Source organism: Streptomyces sp. RLA123 (assembly GCF_056270165.1).
Genome location: NZ_JBWDOR010000003.1, coordinates 7,573,241 through 7,597,219, shown reverse-complemented (window position 1 = coordinate 7,597,219; position 23,979 = coordinate 7,573,241). Strand labels below are relative to the sequence as shown.

General features: G+C 73.2%; 19 protein-coding genes and 1 pseudogene. 11 read left to right on the top strand and 9 right to left on the bottom strand.

Features of this window, described 5'->3' with window-relative positions:
- The first annotated feature begins 96 nt into the window (after positions 1 to 96).
- The 4 genes from RV983_RS34800 to RV983_RS34785 all read left to right on the top strand — a co-directional run bounded on the left by RV983_RS34800 (position 97) and on the right by RV983_RS34785 (position 4,015).
- Positions 97 to 735: a cysteine hydrolase family protein gene (locus tag RV983_RS34800; protein WP_475989698.1), complete on the top strand. Its 639-nt coding sequence runs from the start codon at positions 97 to 99 to the stop codon at positions 733 to 735.
- A complete protein-coding gene (locus RV983_RS34795; RefSeq protein WP_475989697.1) occupies positions 728 to 2,314 on the top strand; it encodes an aldehyde dehydrogenase (NADP(+)) in 1,587 nt (528 codons plus the stop codon). Before RV983_RS34800 ends, RV983_RS34795 begins: the two co-directional genes overlap by 8 nt.
- 99 nt (positions 2,315 to 2,413) lie before the next feature.
- Positions 2,414 to 3,178, top strand: a complete 765-nt coding sequence (locus tag RV983_RS34790; RefSeq protein WP_475989696.1) for a MerR family transcriptional regulator — start codon at positions 2,414 to 2,416, stop codon at positions 3,176 to 3,178.
- 93 nt (positions 3,179 to 3,271) lie between these two features.
- Positions 3,272 to 4,015, top strand: coding sequence for a hypothetical protein (locus tag RV983_RS34785; protein WP_475989695.1), 744 nt, complete (start codon positions 3,272 to 3,274; stop codon positions 4,013 to 4,015).
- On the opposite strand, the gene RV983_RS34780 is transcribed toward RV983_RS34785, so the two are convergent.
- The 4 genes from RV983_RS34780 to RV983_RS34765 all read right to left on the bottom strand — a co-directional run bounded on the left by RV983_RS34780 (position 4,005) and on the right by RV983_RS34765 (position 8,028).
- Positions 4,005 to 4,628 carry a hypothetical protein gene (locus RV983_RS34780; protein ID WP_475989694.1) on the bottom strand — a complete coding sequence of 208 codons (624 nt, stop codon included), beginning with the start codon at positions 4,626 to 4,628 and terminating at the stop codon, positions 4,005 to 4,007. The two genes, RV983_RS34785 and RV983_RS34780, sit on opposite strands and share 11 nt — an antisense overlap.
- Positions 4,629 to 4,717: 89 nt before the next feature.
- The gene (locus RV983_RS34775) at positions 4,718 to 5,518 is read right to left on the bottom strand and encodes a HEAT repeat domain-containing protein (protein WP_475989693.1); all 801 of its coding nucleotides are present in this window, start codon (positions 5,516 to 5,518) and stop codon (positions 4,718 to 4,720) included.
- A gap of 57 nt (positions 5,519 to 5,575) precedes the next feature.
- Positions 5,576 to 7,282 carry a bifunctional phosphatase PAP2/diacylglycerol kinase family protein gene (locus RV983_RS34770; RefSeq protein ID WP_475989692.1) on the bottom strand — a complete coding sequence of 569 codons (1,707 nt, stop codon included), beginning with the start codon at positions 7,280 to 7,282 and terminating at the stop codon, positions 5,576 to 5,578.
- Positions 7,283 to 7,419: 137 nt separating this feature from the next.
- Complete coding sequence (locus RV983_RS34765; RefSeq protein ID WP_475989691.1) at positions 7,420 to 8,028, bottom strand: HD domain-containing protein; 609 nt, start codon at positions 8,026 to 8,028, stop codon at positions 7,420 to 7,422.
- Positions 8,029 to 8,254: 226 nt separating this feature from the next.
- On the opposite strand from RV983_RS34765, the gene RV983_RS34760 reads away from it, so the two are divergent.
- The 7 genes from RV983_RS34760 (at position 8,255) to RV983_RS34730 (ending at position 15,734) form a co-directional block, all read left to right on the top strand.
- Positions 8,255 to 9,985: a PP2C family protein-serine/threonine phosphatase gene (locus tag RV983_RS34760; RefSeq protein ID WP_475989690.1), complete on the top strand. Its 1,731-nt coding sequence runs from the start codon at positions 8,255 to 8,257 to the stop codon at positions 9,983 to 9,985.
- Between the two features lie 106 nt (positions 9,986 to 10,091).
- A complete protein-coding gene (locus RV983_RS34755) occupies positions 10,092 to 10,736 on the top strand; it encodes a dihydrofolate reductase family protein (RefSeq protein ID WP_475989689.1) in 645 nt (214 codons plus the stop codon).
- 615 nt (positions 10,737 to 11,351) lie between these two features.
- Entirely contained in the window at positions 11,352 to 12,845 is a 1,494-nt protein-coding gene (locus RV983_RS34750; RefSeq protein ID WP_475989688.1) for an IMP dehydrogenase, read from the top strand.
- Between the two features lie 149 nt (positions 12,846 to 12,994).
- Entirely contained in the window at positions 12,995 to 13,690 is a 696-nt protein-coding gene (locus RV983_RS34745) for a TetR/AcrR family transcriptional regulator (protein ID WP_475989687.1), read from the top strand.
- A gap of 51 nt (positions 13,691 to 13,741) precedes the next feature.
- Positions 13,742 to 14,953, top strand: a complete 1,212-nt coding sequence (locus RV983_RS34740) for a cytochrome P450 (RefSeq protein ID WP_475989686.1) — start codon at positions 13,742 to 13,744, stop codon at positions 14,951 to 14,953.
- A 44-nt stretch (positions 14,954 to 14,997) separates the two neighbouring features.
- On the top strand, positions 14,998 to 15,219 hold the full coding sequence (locus tag RV983_RS34735; RefSeq protein ID WP_475989685.1) for a ferredoxin: 222 nt from the start codon (positions 14,998 to 15,000) through the stop codon (positions 15,217 to 15,219).
- Positions 15,220 to 15,278: 59 nt separating this feature from the next.
- On the top strand, positions 15,279 to 15,734 hold the full coding sequence (locus tag RV983_RS34730) for a hypothetical protein (RefSeq protein ID WP_475989684.1): 456 nt from the start codon (positions 15,279 to 15,281) through the stop codon (positions 15,732 to 15,734).
- A 35-nt stretch (positions 15,735 to 15,769) separates the two neighbouring features.
- Here the strand turns inward: RV983_RS34730 and RV983_RS34725 are convergent.
- From RV983_RS34725 to RV983_RS34705, 5 genes and pseudogenes are all read right to left on the bottom strand, one after another.
- Positions 15,770 to 16,287: pseudogene (locus tag RV983_RS34725) on the bottom strand (HAD domain-containing protein).
- 48 nt (positions 16,288 to 16,335) lie between these two features.
- Entirely contained in the window at positions 16,336 to 16,842 is a 507-nt protein-coding gene (locus tag RV983_RS34720; RefSeq protein ID WP_475989683.1) for a hypothetical protein, read from the bottom strand.
- 181 nt (positions 16,843 to 17,023) lie between these two features.
- Complete coding sequence (locus tag RV983_RS34715; RefSeq protein ID WP_475989682.1) at positions 17,024 to 17,320, bottom strand: hypothetical protein; 297 nt, start codon at positions 17,318 to 17,320, stop codon at positions 17,024 to 17,026.
- Positions 17,321 to 17,456: 136 nt separating this feature from the next.
- Positions 17,457 to 19,847, bottom strand: coding sequence for a SpoIIE family protein phosphatase (locus RV983_RS34710; protein WP_475989681.1), 2,391 nt, complete (start codon positions 19,845 to 19,847; stop codon positions 17,457 to 17,459).
- A 34-nt stretch (positions 19,848 to 19,881) separates the two neighbouring features.
- On the bottom strand, positions 19,882 to 23,871 hold the full coding sequence (locus RV983_RS34705) for a HAMP domain-containing protein (RefSeq protein WP_475989680.1): 3,990 nt from the start codon (positions 23,869 to 23,871) through the stop codon (positions 19,882 to 19,884).
- Positions 23,872 to 23,979: the final 108 nt, after the last annotated feature.

Sequence of the window (23,979 nt, the reverse complement as noted above, 5' to 3'; positions counted from 1 at the left end):
CCCGGTGCCGCGCGTTCCGCGGCCTTGACGGTCTGGATGATGCGAGTCATCCTATTTGTGGATGACACGTATCCTCCACTTTTTGGAGTCACGCCCATGACCACCCCGTACGACCCCACCCGAACCGCCGTCCTCCTCGTCGACCCCTACAACGACTTCCTCTCCGACGGCGGCAAGGTCTGGCCCCTCCTGGAACCCGTGGCCACCGACGTCGGCCTGCTGGACAACCTGCGCGCCGTCGTCGCCGCGGGCCGCCGGGCGGACCTGCCGGTCTTCTTCGTCCCCCACCGTCGCTGGCAGGAGGGCGACTACGAGGACTGGGACCACCCCAATCCCACCCAGCGGATCGTGCAGGAGCGCCACACCTTCGCGCAGGGCACCTGGGGCGGGGAGTTCCACCCGGACTTCCGGCCCGCCGACGGTGACGTGGTCGTCCAGGAGCACTGGGCGCAGAGCGGCTTCGCCAACACCGATCTGGACTTCCGGCTCAGGCAGCGCGGCATCACCCACGTCATCGTGATCGGCCTGCTCGCCAACACCTGCATCGAGTCCACGGGCCGCTACGCCATGGAGCTCGCCTACCACGTCACCCTCGTCCGCGACGCCACGGCGGCATTCCTGCCGGAGATGATGCACGCCGCCCACGAGCTGAACGGCCCCACGTTCGCCCACGCCATCACCAGCACCCAGGACCTGGTCCTGGCACTCGAGGACGGAGCCCACCGACATGGCTGACCTGGCACTGAACGGAGACATGCTGATCGGCTCGTCGTCCGTACCGGCGACCGGCGCCACGATGCGGGCGCTGAACCCCGCGACCGGCCGGGAGATCGAGCCCCCCTTCGCGCTCGGCGGCGCGGCCGAGGTGGACCGTGCCGCGCGCCTCGCCGACGAGGCCTTCGACAGCTACAACCGCACCGGGCTCGACGAGCGCGCCGCCTTCCTCGAACTGATCGCGGACCGGCTGGACGCCGTCAACGGCGAACTGGCCGAGCGCACCGCGCTGGAGACCGGCCTGCCCGCCGCCCAGTTCTCGGCGGAGGCGGCCAAGGCCGCGGGCCAGTTCCGGCAGTTCGCCGACGTGGTCCGGCAGGGCCGTTTCCGGCACGCCACCGTCGACCCGGCACAGCCCGGGCGGCAGCCGCGGCCGCGTACGGACCACCGCATGCAGAAGATCGCGATCGGCCCGGTCGCCGTCTTCGGCGCGAGCAACTTCCCCATCTCGTACTCCGTCGCCGGCGGCGACACCGCCTCCGCGCTGGCGGCGGGCGCCCCGGTGGTCCTCAAGGCCCACAACGCGCACCCCGGCTCCTCCGAGCTGCAGGCCCGTGCCATCCGCAGCGCCGTCGCCGACAGCGGACTGCACGAAGGCGTCTTCTCCATGGTCCGCGGCGCGGGCAACGAGATCGGCGAGGCCCTGGTGGACCACCCGCTGATCAAGGCGGTCACCTTCACCGGCTCCGAGGCCGGCGGAATGGCGCTGTACCGGCGGGCCCAGCTGCGGCCCGAACCGATCCCGGTCTTCGCCGAGATGACCAGTGTCAACCCGACCTTCGTCCTGCCCTCGGCGCTCGCGGCCCGCGGCGCGGAGGTCGGCGACGGCTTCGCCGAGCGCATGCTCGTCAACGTCGGCCAGGCATGCCTGAAGCCGGCCCTCCTGCTCGCGATCGACGGCCCGGGCTACGCCGCGATGCGTGACGCGGCCGCAGCGCGCGTCGGCGCGATGCACGCGCGGACCATGCTGACGCCGGGCATCCACGACGCCTACGAGCGGGGCGCCCATCGGCTGCGCGACGCCGGGGCCACGACGCTGGTGGAGGGTCCGGACCCGCAGGGCACCTGGGAGGGCCGCTCGCGGCTGCTCGAGGTCGACGGCGACCGCTTCCTCGCCGAACCCGCGCTGGCCGGGGAGGTCTTCGGACCGTCCGCCGTCGTGGTCCGGCTGACGGGCATGGACCAGCTCCTGGAGGTGGCCCGGAGCTTCCGCGGCCAGCTGTCGGCCGCGATGCACATCGACGAGCCCGACCACGCGCACGCGGCGCGCCTGCTGCCGGTCCTGGAGCGGCGCACCGGCCGGATCGTCGTGAACGCCTTCGCCCACCCGCAGGAGGTCGCGCACGCCACCGTCCACGGCGGCCCCTTCCCGGCCACGACCGACAGCCGCTTCACCTCGGTCGGCATGACCGCGATCGACCGCTTCCTGCGGCCGGTCACCTACCAGGGCTTCCCGGACGCGCTGCTGCCCGAGGCGCTGTCCGCCGGCAACCCCTTGGGGCTGTGGCGGCTCACCGACGGGCAACTGTCCCGCGACTGACCCCACGCCCACCCGGCGGGGCCCTCTTCCGGGAGGGCCCCGCGGCCGTGCCCCGAGGGGCTTGCCCCTCCCGTGACGGGAGGTCGTAGCGTTGCGGACGTGATCGGGAACGACACCACCGGACCCCGGTGGAGCATCGGCGAGCTGGCCAGGGCCGGCGGCGTCACCGTGCGGACGCTGTACCACTACGACGAGATCGGCCTGGTGCGTGCGAGCGAGCGCACCGGTTCGGGGCACCGCCGCTACACCGGGCGCGACCTGCACCGCCTGTACCGCGTACGGGCGCTGCGGACCCTGGGCCTGTCCCTGGAGGAGATCGGCGACGTGGTGGACGGCGCACCGGACGACCTCCCGGCGATGCGCGCGGTGCTGGGCGCCCAACTGGAGGAGCTCCAGCGGCAGGGCGAACGGATCGCGCAGATCACCGAGCAGGTCCGCGGGCTCCTGCGGCAGCTCGACGGTGAATCGGCGCCCGATCCGGACCAGTTCATGACGACCTTGGAGATGATCTCCGTGCTGGACGGCTACTTCACTCAGGAACAGCAGGACCAACTGGCCCGGCGCCGGGCCGAGCTCGGACCGGCGGCCGTCGAGGCGGCGCGGACTCGCTGGACCGGCCTCGTCGAGGAACTCCTCGCCCATCTCGACGCCGGCACCGCGGTGGACGACCCCGGGGTGCGGCGACTCGTCGCGGCGTGGGACGAAATCGGGTCCGCCTTCCACACCGGCGGCGACCGTACGGAGGACTCCGCGCGGCGGATGTGGCAGGACCGCGGCGCCGACCTCAGCAGGGGCCTGCCCTGGCCCGCGGAGCGGATGGCCGGACTCGTCGGCTACCTGGAGCGGGTCAGGCAGGCGCGCTGACGGCCGTACGGCGTCCTCGGACGCCGCCGACGTCCGGTGGCCGGAGGGGGTGTCCGCTGCGGCCATTCGTGCGGCGGGCCCCACACTGACTCCGTGAACGATGAGTTGAGGGCCGTGCACCAGCGGCTGACGCGGATCGAGGAACTGCTCACCACGTCCCCGGAGGGGACCGCCGCGGAGCCGGCCTGGCGCCGCCACACGCGGGTGGAGGGGCGAGGGGCGGTGTCGGTGGCGGTGCTGATCGCCATCGTCCTTCAGCTGGTGCTGCCGGAACGCCTGGCCATCCATCCGCGGTGGCTCCTGCCGGGGCTGGAACTCCTGCTGCTGGTCGCACTGCTGCCGGCCACCCCCTCCCGCGCCCGGCGGATGGGGCCGCTGCTGCGCGCCGGAGGGCTGACGCTGGCCGCCGCGGTCAGCGTGGCCAACGGCTGGTCGGCGGTCCGGCTGATTCAGCACCTGGTGCGCGGAACCGAGGTGAGCGACGCGCAGGCGCTCCTGCTGGGCGCCGCGTCCATCTGGGTGACCAACATCATCGTCTTCGCCCTGTGGTACTGGGAATGGGACCGCGGCGGGCCGGTCGCCCGCGCCACGGGGGTGAGGGACACCCCGGACTTCCTCTTCCCGCAGATGCAGAGCCCGGACCCGGTGCACCAGGAGTGGGAACCGGCCTTCGCCGACTACCTGTACGTGTCCTTCACCGACGCGACCGCCTTCAGCCCCACCGACACGATGCCGATGTCCCGTTGGGCCAAACTGCTGATGACCTTCCAGGCCATGGTCTCGCTGCTGACCCTCGCCCTGGTGGTCGCGCGGTCGGTGAACATCCTCAAGGGGTGAACCGCAGGCGTACGGCGTCACACCACCACTGCGGTCCGCGGGGCGGGACGCTCCCGGAGGATGCGGGGGCAAGGCCCCTGAGCACCGCCGCCGCGACCAGTGCGTACGCGACGTGCGGGACGAGGTCGGCGGCCCAGTCGGACCCGGACCAGGTGCGGGGATCGGTCACGCGCAGCACGGTCATCGGGCCGTTGGTGCCGATCAGGCACAGGGCTCCCGCCGTCGCGGTGAGCACGGCGTTGCCCGGCCGCCAGCCGGCGGCGGTGGCCAGACCCAGCGTGGCCCCCATGCCGACGCCGGCGGCGATACCGGTGAGCGGGCCCAAGGCGGCGATGCGGTTCCCGCGGACGTCGGGCGTCCCGGGGACCGGGACGCGCACCACCTGCGACAGCCGCTCGACCGTGACCTCCGGGGTGCTGCTGGCGCCCCGGCCCCGCAGCACCATGTCCAGGTAGCCGACCGTGTCCAGGGCCGTGCACCCGGCGGCCCCCGCGGCCGCTCCCCGCAGCATCCCGCGCAGGAGCCGGACCGTGGTGGGGATCGTGGCCGCGCCCTGCCGTCCGCACGATCCGTACGTGCGGCGGACGAGGAACAAGGGGCAGGTGACACGCATGTCATCCAGTAAGGCACCGAACCATGCCCCACGCCACCGGGCCCGGGCAGCGGCCTTCGCCGCGCCCGGCGGGCACTGGCGTCGGCTGCTCAATCGGCGCCGCGGACCGCCCCGACGGCCTCACGGACCTCCGGGTGCGGGTCGCCCGCGAGGCCGTCCAGCAGCTCGGCGACCCCGGGGGTGGCCCAGCGGGCGACCGCCCACACCAGGTCCTCCCGCACCCCCGGGTCCGGGTGCGCGGCGAGCCGGCGCAGTTGCGCGAGGGGACCGCGCCGGCGCATCCCGAACCAGTGCAGCGTCTCCCGCAGGACGACCGGGTCACCGGGATCGCCGGCCGCCGCGACCGTGGCCAGCAGGACCGGGACCGGCGGCGCCGGACCGTCCAGCGGATGCGGCATCCGTTCGCGCAGGCGCCGCGACCCGTATTCGCCACGCACCCGGCAACCGAAGCAGGTGCACGGACGCGTCCCGTGCGCGTCGGGCCAATAGCGCCAGCCCGCCACCTGGGGCGCGGTGCGCGTGCGGTGCACCTCCCGCGGGCGGATCGCGCGCGGCACGAACACCTCCCACCCCCGGGGGTCCGTCGCTGCGGCGATCCGGCGCACCGCCTCGGCCGCGGTGACGGCGGACTCCACGCCCCGCGCCCGGTCCGCGTAGTGCCCGGCCAGTACCGGCTCGTCGTCAGCCAGGCGGATGTGAACGGCCACCAGCCCTCCCCGGGTCCCGGACCGGGCCAGCTCCCGCAGCCACTGGTGGGTGAGGGTGTACGACGCCAGCACCGGGAAGCAGTACACCCCGCGCGCGCCGCCTCGCCCGCCGCCGGCGCGGATCCCGGACCGCAGGATGCGAGGCGCGTTCGCCGCCGGGGTCAGGTGCACGAACATCGCCATGCCGGAAAGGGTAGTTCGAAGTGCGGGACGGCCACGGGGCGCACCACGGACGGCAATTCAGCCGCCCGCGGCCACGGCCGCGCCGCTGCGCCCCGGGCCGTAACCGCCGATACGGGCGGCCTCGGGCAGACAGATCCGCAGTGCCGCGGGCCGGACCTCTGCGGTGAGCCGGGTGCCGTCGGCGACGACGTCGCCGTCGAGTTCACGGGGCTGGGACACGGCGAAACACAGATCGATCCGCTCGGCATGGAAGTACTCCAGGGCCCCGCGAGCCACCGGCCCGTACGGCGCGGCGCCGGCGGAACGCTCCGGGCGGCGGGGCACCATGCCGACCGCGAGGTGGCCCGCGACGGCCGCCCACCCGGCGGCACCCCGGGGGTTGAGCAGCACCATGTCCAGCCGGCCGCTGTCCACGCGTGCCCCGGGCAGCAGCGGCACTCCGCCTTGCAGGGTGCCGACGTTGCCGACGACCACCATCAGCGCCGTGCGGTGCAGGGCGGGCCCGTCGTCCAGCCGGATCGACAGCCGCATCGGCGCGTCGGTGAGGTGCCGGACGGCCGAGAGGACGTAGGCGCTCCAGCCCAGGCGCGCCTTGAGCCGCACCGAGGCGTCACGGACCATGGCGGCGTCGAAGCCGGCGCCCGCCATGACGGTGAAGGATGTGGCGGGCAGTCCGTCCCCGTGCAGCCGGCCCACGTCGATGCCGACCCGGTCGCCGGTCAGTGCCCGTTCCAGGGCGAGGGCGGGGTCCGTGGGCAGGCGCAGGTTTCGGGCGAGCAGATTGCCCGTGCCGCAGGGCACGACGGCCAGCGCGGTGTCCGTCCCGGCCAGGTGGTCCGCGCACGCGCGCACGGTGCCGTCGCCTCCGCAGACCACGACCAGGGACGTGTCCCGCGCGGCCAGCGAGGCCAGTTCGCCGCTGGGGAGCCGCGCCGTGGTGGAGGTCCACCGCTGCTCGGTGTAGCCCTGCCGCAGCAGGACCGCCCGCACCTGGTCGGCAAGATGGTCGGGGCAGGCGCGGGGATGCCGGACGACGACGGCACGGCGGCCGCGGTCGACGACCCGGCCCGGGACGTGCGCCGGGCCCGCCCGTGCGCGGGACGGCGGCAGCAGCGCCCGGCTCATGACGGTCAGGGTGCAGAGGCCGCACAGGAGTCCCGCGACGACGTCGCTGGGGTGGTGCATCCCGCCGTAGAGCCGCGCCACCGCCACGGCGACCGGGACGAGCGGCAGCGCCACGACCGCCGCGCGCCGCCAGGGACCGCGCAGCCGCTGGGCCGCCAGGACGGCGAGTCCTCCGTACAGTGCGAGCGCGGCGCCCGCGTGGCCGGACGGAAAGCTGGAGGTCGGCGGCGCCGCCTCGAGGTGGGGCACTTGCGGCCGTGGCCTGTTGACGCAGAGGGTGACCAGGAGGAAGACCGCCGACTGCGCGGCGACGGCGCCCCCGAGGAACAGCGCTTCGCGCCGGCGCGGAGTGCCCGGCAGCGTGAGCAGCGCCACGACGCAGACGAGCGTCAGGCCGACGACGCCCTGCGTGCCCGCGACCCATGACAGCCACTGCGCCACCGCGTCGCCCGCGGCCGTGCGGTGCGCCGCCAGGAACCGGTCGACGCCGTCCTCCGCCACGAGCGGCCACCGACCGGCCAACGGGCCGGAGACCAGCAGTCCCAGGGCCACCAGCATTGCCGACTGCACGGGCAGAAGCAGCAGCAGGCGGAGGCCGCCGCCTTTCGGGCGGCTCTCCGGCTCGCTTTCGGTCCCCATGGGTGCCGTGTTACCCGTACCGGCCGGGTGACGCACGTTCCGGCCCACGGAACGGCGTACGCCCCGGAACGGTACGCCCGCACGTGCGCCGCCGACGGCCCGTCAGGCAGCCGCCGACACTGACAGTTGACGCCTCGTCAGTGCGGTTCCGCCAAAGCGTGCCCGTGGGCCACCACGAGCGGGACGAGATCGGGTTCGCCGAACTCGTCGCGCAGGGCGTGGAAGGCGGCGGCCTTGTCCTCGCCGAACCGGCGGGCCTGTTCGGCGTAGACGGGGAAGGACAGGAAGCGCGGCGGGGACGCCTTGGTGTGGAACTTGTCCGCGTACATCACCAGCCTCTCCTCGCGCGTCACCGGCACGTAGTCCGCCGGGGGAAGGGGCAGCCCCTGTGCCAGCACGTCCGCCGCGGTGATGCCGACGCCGGTGTGGCAGGAGCAGAACCGGCACAGCGCCTCGGGGATGCCCTCGGCGGCGAGGAGGTCATGGCCGAGAAGGCCGTGGCGCACATATCCCCCGTGGTCCAGGCGGCCGTCGTCGTCGAAGAGACGGTAGACGCCGATGTCGTGGAGGAGGCATCCCGCGCGCACCAGTTCCGCGTCCACGGCGTCGCCGCCCGACGCGGGCAGCAATTGTTCCGCGATGCCCCACACGATCTCGCAGTGCGTGAACACCAGGTCGAAGGCCTCGGCACTGGGCGCGTACTTCTCGTGCAGGGCACGGATGCGCGCGAGGCTGGGGATCGGCATCCCCGGAGCCTAGTGCGTCGGCCGGCCACGATCCCGGCTGTCCCGCGAGGGGCCCGGGAGTGGGCGAACGGGCGCCGGACGGCACGGAGTCGGTGCCGCCGCCGCGATCACCGACCCGTTCGCGTGGCGGGAATGCGCCGTTCGCGGTAGGCCCGCCTTGTGGGGGCATGTGATCCTGGTGGGGCAGGTATGCACCGCACAGGTCTCCGACCGTTCGAGGAGGGGCATGGAAGCCGCAGCGTCCCCGGCGGATCTCCCGCCCGTGCTCGGGTCGCGCACTCCGGACGGCCCCCCGGCCCCGGTCCTCGACCTGGAGAGCATCGGGGCGTCCGCCCTCGTCGTCGACGGCGAGGGGCGGATCGTCGCGGCCAACGCCGGAGCCCGGCGGTTGTTCCGGAAGTCCGCCGGGGAACTCGCCGGGCGGGACGCCCACGACCTGCTGCACCGGGACAGCGACGGGCACCCCCTGCCCCGCTCCCGCTGCCGGATGCGGGACGCGCTCCTCACCGGGACCACCACGCAGAGCGACCTGGGATGGTTCGCCTGCGCCGACGGCACGCTGCTGGGACTGGCCTGGCTCACCACGCCTTACTCGCTCACGCCGGGGACCACGGGGGCGCTGGTACTGCTGCACGAGGTGCGGCAGCCCGCCGCCGAGCCGCGCGGCGCCGGCACGGCGGTCCCGCCGCTCTCCGAACTCGATCGCCTCACGCTGCTGGCGGAGACGACCACGGGGCTCACCTCGACGCTCGACGTGGACGAGGCCCTGCGGCGGCTGGCGGCCCTGACCGTGCCCCGGCTCGCGGACTGGGCGGTCGTGGACCTGCTGACGGAGGGCGACGAGGTGCGGCGCGCGCTGGTCGTGCAGCACGAGAACGGCGTCCTGATCGAGCGCACGGATCTCCAGGGCCCCATGCCGCCCGTGCCCCAGGAATCCCCGATGCCGCTGTCGCGCGCGCTGCGCGGTGCCGCCTCCGCCCTGGCCGGCCCCTCGACCTACCAGGGGCCGCCCGACTCGGGTATCGCGGTCGAGCAGCAACGGCTCTTCACGGCAACCGGCATGCACTCGGCGGCCATCGCCCCCGTCCGCGGACTCCGGGACGTGCTCGGCGCCCTGACGCTGGGGCGCTCACTGCGACCGGACGCCTTCACCGCGGCCGACCTTCCGCTGCTGGAGGACCTCTCCCGCCGGGCCGGCCTGGCCTTGGACAACGCGCGGCTGTACCAGCGGCAGCGCAAGGTCGCCGAGACGATGCAGCGCCATCTGCTGCCGCAGATGCCGACCGTGCCGGGACTGGAGATGAAGGCCCGCTACGTGCCCGCCCCGGACGCCTCGCAGGTCGGGGGCGACTGGTACGACGCGTTCCCGCTCGCCGACGGGGCGACGGCCCTGGCCATCGGCGATGTCGTCGGGCACGACCTGGAGGCGGCGAGCGGCATGGCACAGCTCCGCAACATGCTGCGTGCCTTCGCCTGGTCGCAGCCGGAGAGCCCCAGCGCCGTCGTCACCCAGCTCGACCGGGCCGTCATGCACATCGCCGAGGTCCCCATGGCCACGATGCTGCTCGCCCGGCTGACCTGCGACGACGGACTGTGGCAGCTGCACTGGACGAATGCGGGCCACCCGCCGCCCCTGCTGATCACCCACGACGGCCGGGCCCGCTACCTCACCGACGCGCACGGGATCCTCCTCGGCACGGGCAGCACCAAACCGCGCCGGGACGCCGTCGTCACCCTGCCGCCCCGGTCGACGCTGATGCTCTACACCGACGGGCTCATCGAATCCCCCAGCCACTCGCTCGACCACGGTCTGGACCTGCTCGGCAAACACGCCGCCTCCCTCGCCCGCCGCGCTCTGGACTCCTTCAGCGACACGCTCCTGGAGCAGGTCCGCCCCGCGGACAACGACGACGACGTCGCCTTCCTGGCGGTGCGCACGCCCGACGCGGCGGGGTGATCGGGCGCGTCGACGACTTCGAAGCGGGAGCCGCCGCGGCGATGAGTCCGCCGGCGCCCATGGGTCTACCTGCCGAACGGGACAACCGACTCACCGGGAGCACGGCATGGGCCTCATCCACATCGAGCTGTTCGCCACCCTCGACCTCGTCGGGCAGGCGCCCGGCGGCCCCGACGAGGACCCGGCGGGGTTCCCGTTCGGCGGCTGGCAGGCGCCCCTGATGGACGAGGCCACCGGGGCGCAGGTCGGTGCCGCGTACGAGGGCACGGACGCCCTCCTGCTCGGCCGGCGGACGTACGACATCTTCGCGGCCTACTGGCCGCACCAGAAAGGCGGCGAGGACGGCGGGATCGCCACGCTCTTCAACAGCGTCCCGAAGTACGTGGCCTCCCGCGGCAGGCCCGACCTCTCATGGGACGGATCCACGCACCTCGGCCCGGATCTGGCCGTCGCGGTGCGCGAGGTCCGCGAGCGGCACCAGCACGTGAAGGTCGTCGGGAGCCTGAACCTGGTGCAGACCCTCCTGCGCGAGAAGCTCTTCGACCGCCTCGGCCTCTGGGTGCACCCGATCGTGCTCGGCGTCGGGAAGAAGGTGTTCGACGGCGGCGCGGTCCCCACGAACCTCACACTCCTCGAACCCCCGGCGACCGGCCCCCAGGGCACCGTGCACCTGCGCTACGGGCTCGCCGACGGCACCCCCGGAACCGGGGACATGAGCGCACCCGATCGCGGTCTCGGGCACGACGCCTGAGCCGCAGAACGTCGTGGACCTCAACTCCGCAACGCAGTAGGCGGTTTGCAGCAACCGGAGCTGCTCGTCCGGCACGGCCCTGCCCACCGCGTCCGCCGCCGCGCACAGCGCATCGTCGTCTCCCCCGGCCGTGCCCGGAGTTCGCCCTTGACAGGGCCGGCCAACGCCATGAGCACCATGCAGAGGGCCGGGACATCCCAGCCGGTAGGCGGCCACGGGCATGCCCGCCGGTGCCCACCATCAGCACTGCGCACCGTCGCCGGCCTCGCGGCCCGGCGTCATCCGGCAGCCGGGGAGGTATCGCCCCGGCGATCCCCGTGCCCCACCTCAACGCGCCAAACCGAGGTGGGAAATCGCCGACGGGCAGTGCGGTACGGTGCCGTATGGCGTGATGGAAGTCAGCGCCAGTGCAGCACTGTGCGGATGCGGATCTGCCGTGCCCTCGCTGCCGATTCGGCCGCGCGTGCGAGCACCGCTCCGCCGGGTGTGCCCGCTCTCAGGATGTCCGGAGCGCGTTCTTCCGATAGTGCGCCACCGGCCGGCGTCGATCCGCTCTGCCCGTACGAGCCTTGCCGATCTGTCGGTGATCGGTGCAGGCTCCTTCTTGGAGACGACATGAGAATCCTTCCCGAGATCTCCCGCACGTTGAGTGAGTTCCTCCTCATTCCGGGCCTGACCACTGAAGACTGCACGCCGGACAATGTGGATCTCGGGGCGCCGCTGGTGCGCCACCGGGTCGGCGAGGAGCCGGGAATCCGGATCGCCACCCCCATGGTGAGCGCCATCATGCAGGCGGTGTCGTCACCGGCGCTGGCGGTCGCGCTGGCGCAGGCCGGCGGGCTGTCGTTCATCCACCAGAACCAGCGGATCGAGGACCAGGCCGCGGACGTGCTGTCGGTGAAGCGGCACAAGGCCGGCTTCCGGACCAGCGACGTCACCGTGGCTCCGCAGACGCCGCTCGGCGAGGTCGCCCTGCTCCTGGCCGACACCGAGCAGGGCGTCGCCGTGGTCACGGGGAGCGGGGAGCCGGACGGGGAGTTCCTCGGGGTCATCAGCCTCGACGACTTCCATCTGGAGCGTCACGGAGCCTCCGAGACCGCGCTCAACCGGATGCGGGGCCGTGACCGCCTGGTCACCGCGCCGGCCTCGGTCTCGCTGTCCGAGGCGAACGAGCTGATCTGGCATCACCACTTGGACGTTCTGCCGGTGCTCGAGGACGACCGGGTCGTCTCCTTGGTCCTCAAGAGGGACTATCAGGCCCATAAGACGTATCACCGTGCGACCGTTGACGGCGACAAGCGTCTGCGGGTGGGCGCCGGTCTCAATTCCCGTGACTTCAAGGACCGGATTCCCGCTCTGGTGGAGGCCGGCGCGGATGTGCTGTGCCTGGACTCCTCCGACGGCTATTCCGTGTACCAGGCGAAGACCCTCGAATTCGCCCGGGAAGCCTACGGTGACGACGTTTTCGTCGGTGCGGGGAACGTCGTGGACGGCCGGGCCTTCCGTTACCTGGCCGACGCGGGCGCGGCGTTCGTGAAGGTCGGGATCGGCGGCGGCGCCATCTGCACCACCAGGGCGCAGAAGGGCATCGGCCGCGGGCAGGCCTCCGCGCTGCTCGACGTGGTCGAGGCACGCGACGTCTACGCACAGGAGACCGGGGTGTACGTGCCGCTGTGCTGCGACGGGGGCCTGCTCAACGACTCGCACATGGCGATGGCGCTGGCGATGGGGGCGGACTTCATCATGCTCGGCCGCTACTTCGCCCGGCTCGACGAGAGTCCGTCGCGGAAGCTTCAGATCGGCGGCCAGTGGTACAAGGAGTACTGGGGTGAGGGCTCGCGGCGCGCGCAGAACGCGGCCCGCTACGGTCAGCGCGGGCAGATGGTCTTCGAAGAGGGCGTCGACGGCTATGTGCCCTACGCCGGGAGCCTGTACGACAACGTGGAACGGACTCGGGCCAAGCTCACCTCGACGGTGATCAGCTGCGGGTCGACGAACCTGCGGGACTTCCACCGCGACGCGGTGCTCGTGCCGGTGTCCGCGGAGTCGTTCAAGCAGGCGGGCGCCGAGGTTCAGCTGCGCCGGCCCACCATCGACGCCGCGGAGTGACCTGACCGGCGCGGCCCCGCCCCGGCCCCGGTGAGGGTCGGCCGGCGCGGGGCCGTTCGCCGTCGGCGGAGGGAGGGACGGCGGCGCGGGGAACCCCGAACGGGGCTGCACAATATGTCAAGGCTTGCGGCATTTTGTACGCTTACTCCATGGAGCGCCGCAAGCAGCCCGCCGACCGTTCCACGACCGCCCTGGACGCACCGCGTCCGGCCGGCCGCGGACCGCGGCCGAGTCTGCGCGAGCAGCAGCGGGGCCTGACCCGCGACCGGGTGCTGGACGGAGCGGTCACCGTCTTCGCCACGACATCGTTCGTGCACGCCACGATGGAGGACATCGCCGCGGCGAGCGGCGTCACCCGGGCCACGGTCTACGCGCATTTCGGCGGCAAGGCCGCGATCATCGCCGCGCTGTCCGACCGGGTGTACTCGGTCGCCGACGAGCTCTACGCGGATCTCGCCGCCGTGCCGGAGTGGAACCGGGCCACCGTGCGTGCGTGGCTGGACCGCGCGGCGGCCCAGTGGCGGACGCTTGCCCCGACGATCCGGGTGCTCTTCGCCGCCACGCCGTCGGCGGCCGGTGACGACGGGAGCGTCCGGGACCGCTACGTGGCCGCGCACGAACGGTACGTGGACCTGCTGACACACGACGCCCCGCGCTGGCGGGGGGTGCCCCGCGGGGAGGCCCGGCAGCGGGCGCTGATGGCCGCCCTCCAGACGGGTTCGTTCCTGACCACGTGGATCGCCGGCGGTCTGCAGGTGGGCACCGCCGACCCGCTGGACCTGCTCGCGGACGATCTCTGCCATCTGCTCGGGCCCGCGCTGCAACCGCCGCCCGGGCCGCCGTAAGGGCTCTCGGCACCCGCTCACCCCCGCCCTCCCCTCAGCGCAGGAGTCGCCATGGCCGTCACCGAACCGAGGACGTTTCCCTTCAGCGCAGCCGACCGGCTGACCGTGGACCCGCTGTTCGCCGAACTGCGCGACAGCGAGCCGATGTGCCGGGTCCGCTTCCCGTACGGCGAGGCCGCCTGGCTCGTCACGCGGTACGAGGACGTCAGGACCGTTCTGGGCGACCCGCGGTTCAGCCGGGCCGAGGCCGCCCGCCGCGACGAGCCCCGTATGCGGCCCGGACGGGGTCTGCCCGGCAGCATCCTGGAACTCGACCCGCCCGAGCACACCCGGGTGCGCCGGGTCGTCGCGAAGGCGTTCACCGCACGCCGCATCGAGCGGCTGCGGGCCCGCACCGAGCAGATCGCCGCCGGCCTGCTCGACGCGATGATCACCAAGGGTGCCCCGGCCGACCTCGTCGAGGACTTCGCCCTGCCGCTGCCGGTCACCGTGATCTGCGAACTGCTCGGCGTGCCCTACGAGGACCGCGCCGCGTTCCGGAGGTGGTCGGACGCCCTGCTGTCCACCACGAAGTTCACCACCGAGCAGGTCGAGGACTGCACCCGGCAGCTCGTGGAGTACATGGCCGGTCTGATCGCCCGGCGCCGGGGCGGGCCCGCGCCCGGGGACGACCTGCTCAGCTCGCTCGTCGCCGCCCGGGACGAGGAGGACCGGCTCTCGGAGCAGGAACTGGTGGTCCTGGCCATCGCGCTGCTCGTCGCGGGCCACGAGACGACGGCCACGCAGATCCCCAACTTCGTCTACACCCTGCTCACCCACCCCCGGCAACTGCAGGCGCTGCGCGCGGATCCCGGCCTGGTGCCGCAGGCAGTCGAGGAGCTGATGCGGTTCGTGCCTCTGGGCAACGGCGCCGGCATGCCGCGCTACGCGACGGAGGACGTCGAGTTGAGCTGCGGCACGGTGCGGGCCGGGGAGGCCGTCGTGGTCGCCGCCGTCTCCGCCAACCGCGACGCGTCGGTGTACACCGACCCCGACCGGCTCGATCTGGGGCGCGAGGAGGCCTCGCACGTCGGCTTCGGGCACGGACCCCACCAGTGCCTCGGCGCCCAACTGGCCCGGATGGAGCTGCAGGTGGCCCTCGCCTCCCTGCTGGGGAGGCTGCCCGGCCTGCGGTTCGCGGAGGGGGAGGAGTCCATCGCGTGGAAGTCGGGCGTGCTCCTGCGCGGTCCCGAGTACATGCCCGTCACATGGGACGGCCCCTGAACACCTGCCCCCACCCGCATCACCCAGCGACCGAGGACACGACCATGACCTGGCAGATCAGCGTGGACGAGCACACCTGCATGGGCACCGGCGCCTGCGCCGGCATCGCCCCCGAGTACTTCGAGCTCCGGGACGGGGTCTCGCACCCGCGGCACCCGCAGGCCGAACCGGCGGACGTCCTCGTCGACGCGGCCGAGTCCTGTCCGGTCGAGGCGATCACGATCCGCGACGCCGGCACCGGCGAGGTCGTCGCGCCCGAGGAGTAGCGGTCCGCGGTTGACGCGCGGACGGGGTCGGTGTCGGTGCGACCCCCTGGTCTGCGCTCATGACCGCTGCCCTCGGGGAGTACCTCTCCCTGATCGACGAGCTGCTCGCACCTCCGTTCCCGGAGACGGAGGCCGACGACGCGAACGGCTACGGCGGCCCGCACTACCGTGTCGGCGTTCTCTGGACCAGTCAGGACTTCCGGGATGACGAGGACGGGCAGGCCTGGCGGGAGGCCGAAGCGGACGCGCGGGCCCGCCTCGACGCTCTGATCGCCACGCTCACTCCGCGCTGGGGCGCTCCGGTGGAGATCGACCTGTGGCCGTACCTCAAGGCCGGCCTCGCGGGCGAGGAAGTGCCCGAGCCGCTGTGCAGCTTGAGCCGTAAGGCGTCAGCACGCAGGTATGGGCGGTCCGGGATCGCGACCGCTGGGTCGCGCTCGCCATGGGGCAGACGGACAAGGAACTGCCTCTCGGACTGCTGGTCACGGTCGGCGGGATCCTTGGACTCGACCTGAGCGCGGCGAGCCGGTGATGAGCGGTGCGAGGCCGGTCACCTGGTCGGCCGGACCGCTCCCGACAGCCATGCCTCCAGCACGGTGAAGTCCCGTTCCGTCAGGCCTCGTCGGGGGTCGACGCGGTGCAGCAAGGCGTGTGCGCCCTGGGCGGCGACCCAGTCGCGGTCGGCGCGGGTGATCTCGTCGTCGGCCCAGGCGAAGGGCCGTCCGGCCGCCCGGCGCAGCAGCGTCCGTGTCTTCCAGTGCAGGCCAGCCCGCTCGTCGCGGGCGTCGTCGGCGGACGGTTCCGGCCAGGTCACCGCCGGAAGGGCCGGGAGGCCGAGGCGGGGTGCCACGGACGCGTTGGCGTCCTCGGCCGTCCAGGACGTCGCCCAGAGCAGTTCGCAGGGCAGCGCCGCCAGCCTCGGGCCGAGTGCGGGATCGATCCGGTCCAGCAAGGGATGCGGGTCCTCCCCCGGGGATCCGGGAGCAGGGGGAACACCAGGTGGCCGGCCGGGGAGCCGAAGGGGATCAGCGGTCCGTCGATGTCGAGGTAGAGCAGCGGCCGGGGCATCCGGGCAGGGTAGCGGCGGCCCCTCGGCGCGGTCACCCGGTCACCCGGTCATGAGCACCCGGTCCCGAGCGGGGTGATGGTGAGCCGGTGGCCCCTGTCGGTGTTCGTGGCGCTGCCGTAGGTGGCGGCGTCGACCCGGTACCAGGCGTCGTCGAGGCGTACGCACCAGCGCTCGGCGCGCACCACGCGCTGGTACGTCTCGGTGCCGCGCCGGACCTTGTGGCAGTCCCGGTAGTGCTCGGTGGTGTACCAGCTCCTGGTCGTCCTGTGCTTGCCGGAGCCCCTGGAGGACGTGGGCCGCACACGGCGTGTGCGGTCGGTGCACACGTCGGCCATGCGGGCCCGCGTGGCGGGGACCGTCTTCCTGGGGTCGTGGCGGTAGGTGTCGAGTACGCCGACGACGGTGTCATCCGGGGCCTTTCCCGTCGCGCCGGAACCGCCGGAACGGCCCGAACCCCCTTGGGCGGCCACCGGATCGGAGGAGACCGGCGCGCCGGAACCCGAGGGGGATCCGGCGCACGCGCCGAGCAGGGCGGCCAGGATGACGGCTGCCACAGCGGTGGCACCCGGTCGGAGACGTCTGTGCACGGGTGTCGTATGTCCTCTGTGCGACGGGGGCCGCCCGGTTGGGACGGCGCCGCCATCTATACACCCTCGGCCGTTCACGACGCGCGCCGGCCGGACGGATCGGCACCGGCGACCTGTGACGAGCCGTCAATCTCCGCGCGGGGAGCGGTCAGTGGTCGTCCCAGTGCCCCTCATGGGCCGCGTGGCGGTGGCCGTCGTGGACGAAGTCCGTGTGGTCGCCGTGCCGTACGGCGACATGGCCGCAGCCGTCGCCGTGCTGGTGGGCATGCTCCCCGTGCGTGACGTGGGCGCTCCTGTCGCACTCGTCGACGTGGCCCTCGTGGGAGCGGTGGACGTGCCCGTCGTGGGCGTAGTCGGTGTGGTCGTCGTGCTGGAAGGCGACGTGGCCGCAGTTCTCGCCGTGGACGTGCTCGTGACTGTCGTGGGGGTGGTGCGGACTGGCCATCGTGGACTCCTGGTTCCTCGGTGTCGTCCGCCGGCCGGGAGGCGGACCGCGATTCGGCGGCGACTTTAACTTGTTCGGGTTCATGCCGTTATGTCCGACACGGCCTCCGCACCTGCCGCGCCCGCCGGACGGTGCGTCAGATCACACGGATGCCGATGACGCAGGTGTCGTCGTCGGTGTCGGAGCGGCTGCCGGCGAGGAGCCGGTCGAGGCGGTGCTCCAGGGAGGACGCGGCGGCACCGCGGGCGGTCGCCAGCAGGTGGGCCACCGAATCGGTCATGGAACTGTCCCGGCGCTCGACCAGGCCGTCGGTGTACATCAGCAGCGTGTCCCCCGGCCGCAGGCCGATCTGCTGTTCCTCGTACGCGGTCTCGGGGACGGCGCCGAGCAGCATGCCCTGCCCCGGCGGCAGCGTGGTCGCCTCCTCCCCCCGCAGCAGGGCCGGTGGGAGGTGGCCGGCCCTCGCCCAGCGGAGCGTGCGCGTGGCGGGGATGTACAGGCCGCAGACGACGGTGGCCGTGACGCGGTCGGTCAGGTGGTACGCCACGGCGTTGAGCCAGGAGAGCAGTTGCCCGGGACCCGCGCCGGTGACGGCGAGCCCGCGCAGGGCGTTGCGCAGGACGACCATGCTCGTCGCGGCCTCGATCCCGTGCCCCGCCACGTCGCCGACGCACAGCAGGACGTGGCCTGACGGCAGCACGACCGCGTCGTACCAGTCCCCTCCGACCAGGGACTCCGTCTCCGCGGGCCGGTACCGCACGGCCACCTCCAGGCCGGGGGCGTCCAGCGGTCCGTGGGTGGGCGGCATGATGGCGTGCTGCAACTCCAGGGCGAGGCGGTCGCGTTCGGCGGCCTGCTCCTCGGAGTGGGCGAGCCGGTCCTGTGTCGCGGCGAGCGCCACCTCCGTCCAGTGCTGGGAGGAGACGTCCTGGTAGGCCCCGCGTACGGCGAGCAGCCGGCCCTCGGCGTCCAGCACCGGTTCCGCGACGACGCGGATGTGCCGGGTGACGCCGTCGGGGCGCCGCAGCCGGAAGGCGACCGAGGCGGGCCGGTGGTGGCGCGAGACGGTGCGCAGGAAGCGGCCGATCGCCGCGGAGTCGTCGGCGTGCGCGTGCAGGCGCAGGTCCTCCAGCGGTACCGGGGCGGAGTGCTCGTTCCTGCCGTAGAGGGCGAACAGCTCGCTGTTCCAGGTGATTTCGCCGGTGCGCAGGTTCTCCTCGAAACCGCTCAGGCCGCCGAGGCGCTGGGCGTGCCGCAGCAGGCCGGCCAGCCGGGCCGTCTCGTCCTCGACCCGCCAGATCAGCAGCAGGTGCGGGCCGTGCCGGGTGATGCCGACCTCGGCGACGACGGTGAGCGCGACGTGCTCGACGAGCGAGTTGAAGGACATGTGCTCGGCACGGAAGGGTTCGCCGGTGGCATGCACGCGGACAGCCGCGTCGAAGAGGTGGCCGTCACCCGCGGCGGTGGGGTAGGCCTCGAGGAGGGTGGCCCCGCTGACGGCGCCGCGGGGGCGTCCTGCGGGGTCCACGAAGTGGCCGTTGGTGTGGCGGATACGGAAGTCGGTCACGCGGCCGTCGGTGCCGGTGAGCGGCGTCAGCACCAGCGCGGGGTCGTGAAGGGCGTCGCAGATGTCGATCAGCTCGTCGACGGGCAGCGGGTTCCGCGCCACCGGGCCCGGGACCAGGGTGTGCGCGCACAGTTCGGCCAGCGCGTCGATCTGCCGCAGGAGCGCCGGGGACAGCGGGGGCGGCTCCTCCGGCCAGCAGATCTCCAGGACGACGTCGACGCGCCCGCCCGCGCCCGCGGGCACCGCGATACGACCGCCCGCGCCGCATTCCGGCCGGACCGAGGGAACGTCCTGCTCCGCAGCCGAGGAGGCGCGGAAGGTGACCGCCCCGCGCTCGTCCACGGCCCGGCGGGCGACGGTCGCCACGGTGGGGGGCACGTACCGCCAGCGCCGTGCCTCGGCCTCCGTGTACCCGGCGTGGCCGGCCAGTGTGAGGGAGGCGTCGGGTCCGGCCGCCCAGATCGCCACCGCGCAGGCGCCCAGGGGGGCCAGGGCATGCTCCAGAAGCGACGCCGCGACGGTCTGCGTGTCCGTGGCGGCCAGGGCGCCGCTCTCGGCGGTGCGCAGGCGCACTCCGGGCGGGGAGCCGCAGGCGTCGGCCGGATCCGCGACGGGCCCGCCCGCGGCGACGTCGCCGACCGCGTCGGTGATGCCGTCGCGCGCCGCGTCGTTGACCACGTCGGCCGCCAGTTCCAGGCGGGGGACACCCGCCGCGTCGGCGAGTCGGGTCAGTTGCCGGGCCGCCTCGGCGGGGCCGCAGCCCAGCCGTGCCACCAGCACCCCTTTGGCCAGTTCGATCAGGGCGCGGCCATCCGCCACGGCCTGCGCCTCCTGGAGTTGCTGTCGCAGGTGCTCCACGGTGACGGCGAGCCGCCCGACGACGGCCGCGGACGGCGCCGCGTCGGGGAAAGGGCGTTCCGGGTCCGGGCGGGCCGGTCCCGGGGGGCCGGAGGCGGTCACGGCGGCGGCTGTCGCCGGGACGGTTCGGGCCGCGTCATGGGGCCAGCCAGTAGCGCACCCGGGCGATCAGGTCGTCGGCGTCGAAGGGCTTGGTGACGTAGTCGCTCGCCCCGGCGGCCAGGTTCTTCTCGCGGTCGCCCGGCATCGCCTTGGCGGTGACCGCGATGATGGGCAGCCCGGCGTACTCGGGCCTGCCGCGGATCTCGGCGGTCGCCGCGTAGCCGTCCAGCTCCGGCATCATCACGTCCATCAGGACGAGGTCGACCTCGGGGTGCGCGAGCAGCGTCTCGATGCCGCTGCGGCCGTTGTCCGCGCGCAGCACGCGGATGCGCTGGAGTTCCAGGATGCCGGTGATGGCGAACATGTTGCGGGCGTCGTCGTCCACCACCAGGACCGTCCGCCCGGCCAGGGACGGCGCGGCGGGCTCGTCGTCCGCCGCCGGCCGCGGCGCCTCCCGCGGCCGGGGCGCGGAAGGCGCGCCGGCGGGCAGCCCGGCGGAGAGGTGCCCGGTGATGCGTTCGCGCAGTTCGTCGAGACCGGTCAGCAGTTCCACGTGCTGTGCACCGGCCTGGGCGCGCAGAACCGCGCCCGGTTCCTCGTCGCCCGAACCGCCGCGGTAGGCCAGGACGGGGACGGACGCCAGCGCGGAGTCCTGCCGCATGTCCCGCACGATGCGTGAGGCCTCGCCCTGTGGCAGTGCGAGGTCGAGCACGACGCACTCGACGGGCCCGGCGGGTCCGGCGGAGAGCACGGCGGCCGCCTCCGGCGCGCCCACGGCCGTGACGATGCCGACGGCCTCTTCCGGTCGCGGTGCGCCCGGGCCGGTCATCAAGTCGGCCAGGGCACTCTCGGCGACCAGCGACAGCAGCCCACGGGGCCGTGGTTCGACCACCAGCAGCCGGCGTTCGTGCCGGGGACGTGTGTCCCTGGCGGCCGCGTCGGTGGTCGCGCCGTCGTCGCAGCAGGGCTCCATGGCGGCGGCGCGGCCCAGGGCCGGTTCCGGCTCGGGCACCGGTTCCTGTGCGGCGCGGGGTGCGCGGGCGACGGGCAGATAGAGGGTGAAGGTGCTGCCGCCGCCGAGGGTGCTCCGTGCCGTGACGGCGCCGCCGAGCAGGTGGGCGATCTCCCGGCTGATGGACAGGCCGAGGCCCGTGCCGCCGTACTTGCGGCTGGTCGTGCCGTCCGCCTGCTGGAAGGCGCCGAAGATCGTCTCCAGCTGCCGGTCGGCGATGCCGATCCCGGTGTCCATGACGCGGAACGCGATCGCCCCGTCCTCCGCTTCGACGGCGGGGGGCAGTTCGCCGGCCGTCGCCGCTTCGACGCGCAGCCCCACCTGCCCCTCCTCGGTGAACTTCACCGCGTTGGAGAGCAGGTTGCGCAGCACCTGCCGCAGCCGGGCCTCGTCGGTGCGCAGCTCGCCCGGTACGTCCGGCCCCGCGGCGACGTCGAACGCGAGCCCCTTCTCGGTGGTCATCGGCTGGAAGGTCGCCTCGATGTACTCCACGATCCGCCGCAGCGGGATCGGTTCGACGTTGACGTCCATCTTCCCCGCCTCGATCTTGGACAGGTCGAGGATGTCGTTGATCAGCTCCAGCAGGTCCGAGCCGGCCGAGTGGATGATGCCGGCGTACTCGACCTGCTTGGGCGTCAGATTGCGGGTCGCGTTCTGCGCCAGCAACTGGGCGAGGACGAGCAGGCTGTTGAGCGGCGTGCGCAGTTCGTGGCTCATGTTGGCCAGGAACTCCGACTTGTAGGTCGAGGCGAGGTCCAGCTCGCGGGCCCGGGTCTCCAGTTCCTGGCGGGCCTGCTCGATCTCCAGGTTCTTGATCTCGATGTCGCGGTTCTGCGCGGCCAGGAGCGTGGCCTTCTCCTCCAGCTCGGCGTTGGACCGCTGCAACTCGTCCTGCTGCAACTGGAGTTCCTCGGAGCGGGCGCGCAGTTCCCCGGCCAGGCGCTGGGACTCCTCCAGCAGTTCGTCGGTGCGGGCGTTGGCCAGGATGGTGCTGACGTTGACGCCGATGGTCTCCCTCAGCTGCTCGAGGAAGTCGCGGTGCACGGCCGTGAAGGCCGCGAAGGAGGCCAGTTCGATCACGCCGAGCACCTGGTCCTCGGCCACGACCGGCAGCACGATGAGCCCGGCGGGGGCCGCCGCCCCCAGTCCGGAGGAGACGACGTAGCCTGCAGGCACCTCGTCGACGGCGATCGTCCGGCGACTGCGCGCGACCTGGCCGACCAGGGACTCGCCGAGCGCGAAGCGGTCGCCCGCGCCGGCTCCGGCGGGCCGCCCGTAGGAGCCCACCAGCCGCAGGACGGTGCCGTCGCCGGTCTCCTCGGCGAGGTAGAAGGCGCCGTACTGGGCGTCGACGAGGGGCGTCAGCTCGTCCATGACGAGCTCAGCCACCAGGTCCAGCTCCCGGTGGCCCTGGAGCAGACCGGAGATACGGGCCAGGTTCGACTTCAGCCAGTCCTGCTCCCGGTTGGCGCGGGTGCTCTCGCGCAGGGAGCCGACCATCGCGTTGATGTTGTCCTTGAGCTCGGCGACCTCTCCGGAGGCGTCCACGGTGATCGAGCGGGTCAGGTCGCCCTCGGCGACCGCGCTGGCGACCTCGGCGATCGCCCTGACCTGCCGGGTCAGGTTGCCCGCGAGTTCGTTGACGTTCTCCGTCAGTCGCTTCCAGGTGCCGGACACGCCCTCCACCTCGGCCTGCCCGCCGAGCCGGCCCTCGCTGCCGACCTCGCGGGCGACCCGGGTGACCTCCGCGGCGAAGGCGGAGAGCTGGTCGACCATCGTGTTGATGGTGGTCTTCAGCTCCAGGATCTCGCCCCGGGCATCGACGTCGATCTTGCGTGAGAGGTCGCCCCTGGCGACCGCGGTGGTGACCTGCGCGATGTTCCTGACCTGACCGGTCAGGTTGTTGGCCATGGAGTTGACGTTGTCGGTCAGGTCCTTCCAGGTACCGGCCACGGCGGGCACCCGGGCCTGGCCGCCGAGCCGGCCCTCGGTCCCGACCTCGCGAGCCACGCGGGTCACTTCGTCGGCGAACGCCGAGAGGGTGTCGACCATGGTGTTGATGACCCCTGCCAGGGCCGCCACCTCGCCCTTCGCCTCGACCGTGATCTTCTGCGAGAGGTCGCCACGGGCCACCGCGGTGGCCACCTGGGCGATGGAGCGGACCTGGCCGGTGAGGTTGGAGGCCATCACATTGACGTTGTCGGTGAGGTCCTTCCAGGTTCCGGAGACGCCGCGCACGGTGGCCTGGCCGCCGAGGTTGCCCTCGGTGCCCACCTCCCGGGCGACCCGCGTCACCTCGTCCGCGAAGGCCGACAACTGGTCGACCATCGTGTTGACCGTCTCCTTCAGCTCCAGGATCTCGCCGCGCGCGTCCACCCTGATCTTCTGCGACAGATCGCCCCCCGCGACCGCCGTGGCGACCTGGGCGATGTTCCTGACCTGCGCGGTCAGATTGCCCGCCATGGAGTTCACGGAGTCCGTCAGGTCCGCCCACGTCCCCGACACGCCGGGCACGTCCGCCTGGCCCCCGAGAGCGCCCTCGGTGCCCACCTCCCGGGCCACCCGCGTCACCTCGTCCGCGAACGAGGAGAGCTGGTCGACCATCGTGTTGACGGTCTCCTTCAGCTCCAGGATCTCGCCACGCGCGTCGACGTCGATCTTCTGGGAGAGGTCGCCCCCTGCGACCGCGGTGGTGACCTGGGCGATGTTCCTGACCTGCGCGGTCAGATTGCCCGCCATCGCGTTGACGGAGTCCGTCAGGTCCGCCCACGTCCCCGACACGCCGGGCACGTCCGCCTGGCCCCCGAGAGCGCCCTCGGTGCCCACCTCCCGGGCCACCCGCGTCACCTCGGAGGTGAAGAGCGACAGCTGGTCGACCATGCCGTTGAACACGGTGGCGATCTCGGCGAGCAGGCCGTCCCCGCCGTCGGGCAGCCGCGTGCCGAAGTCGCCGTCGCGCACCGCGGTCAGACCCGCGAGCAGTTGCCGCAGTTCCGGCTCCTCCACCGACATGCCGCCTCGTTCCCGTCGACTGCTGGGTGCGTATGGCACATGAGCGGCACATGACGTCACCGCCCCCGCCCGGTCGGTGCGGGGCGGACGATCGGCAAGGCCACTTCC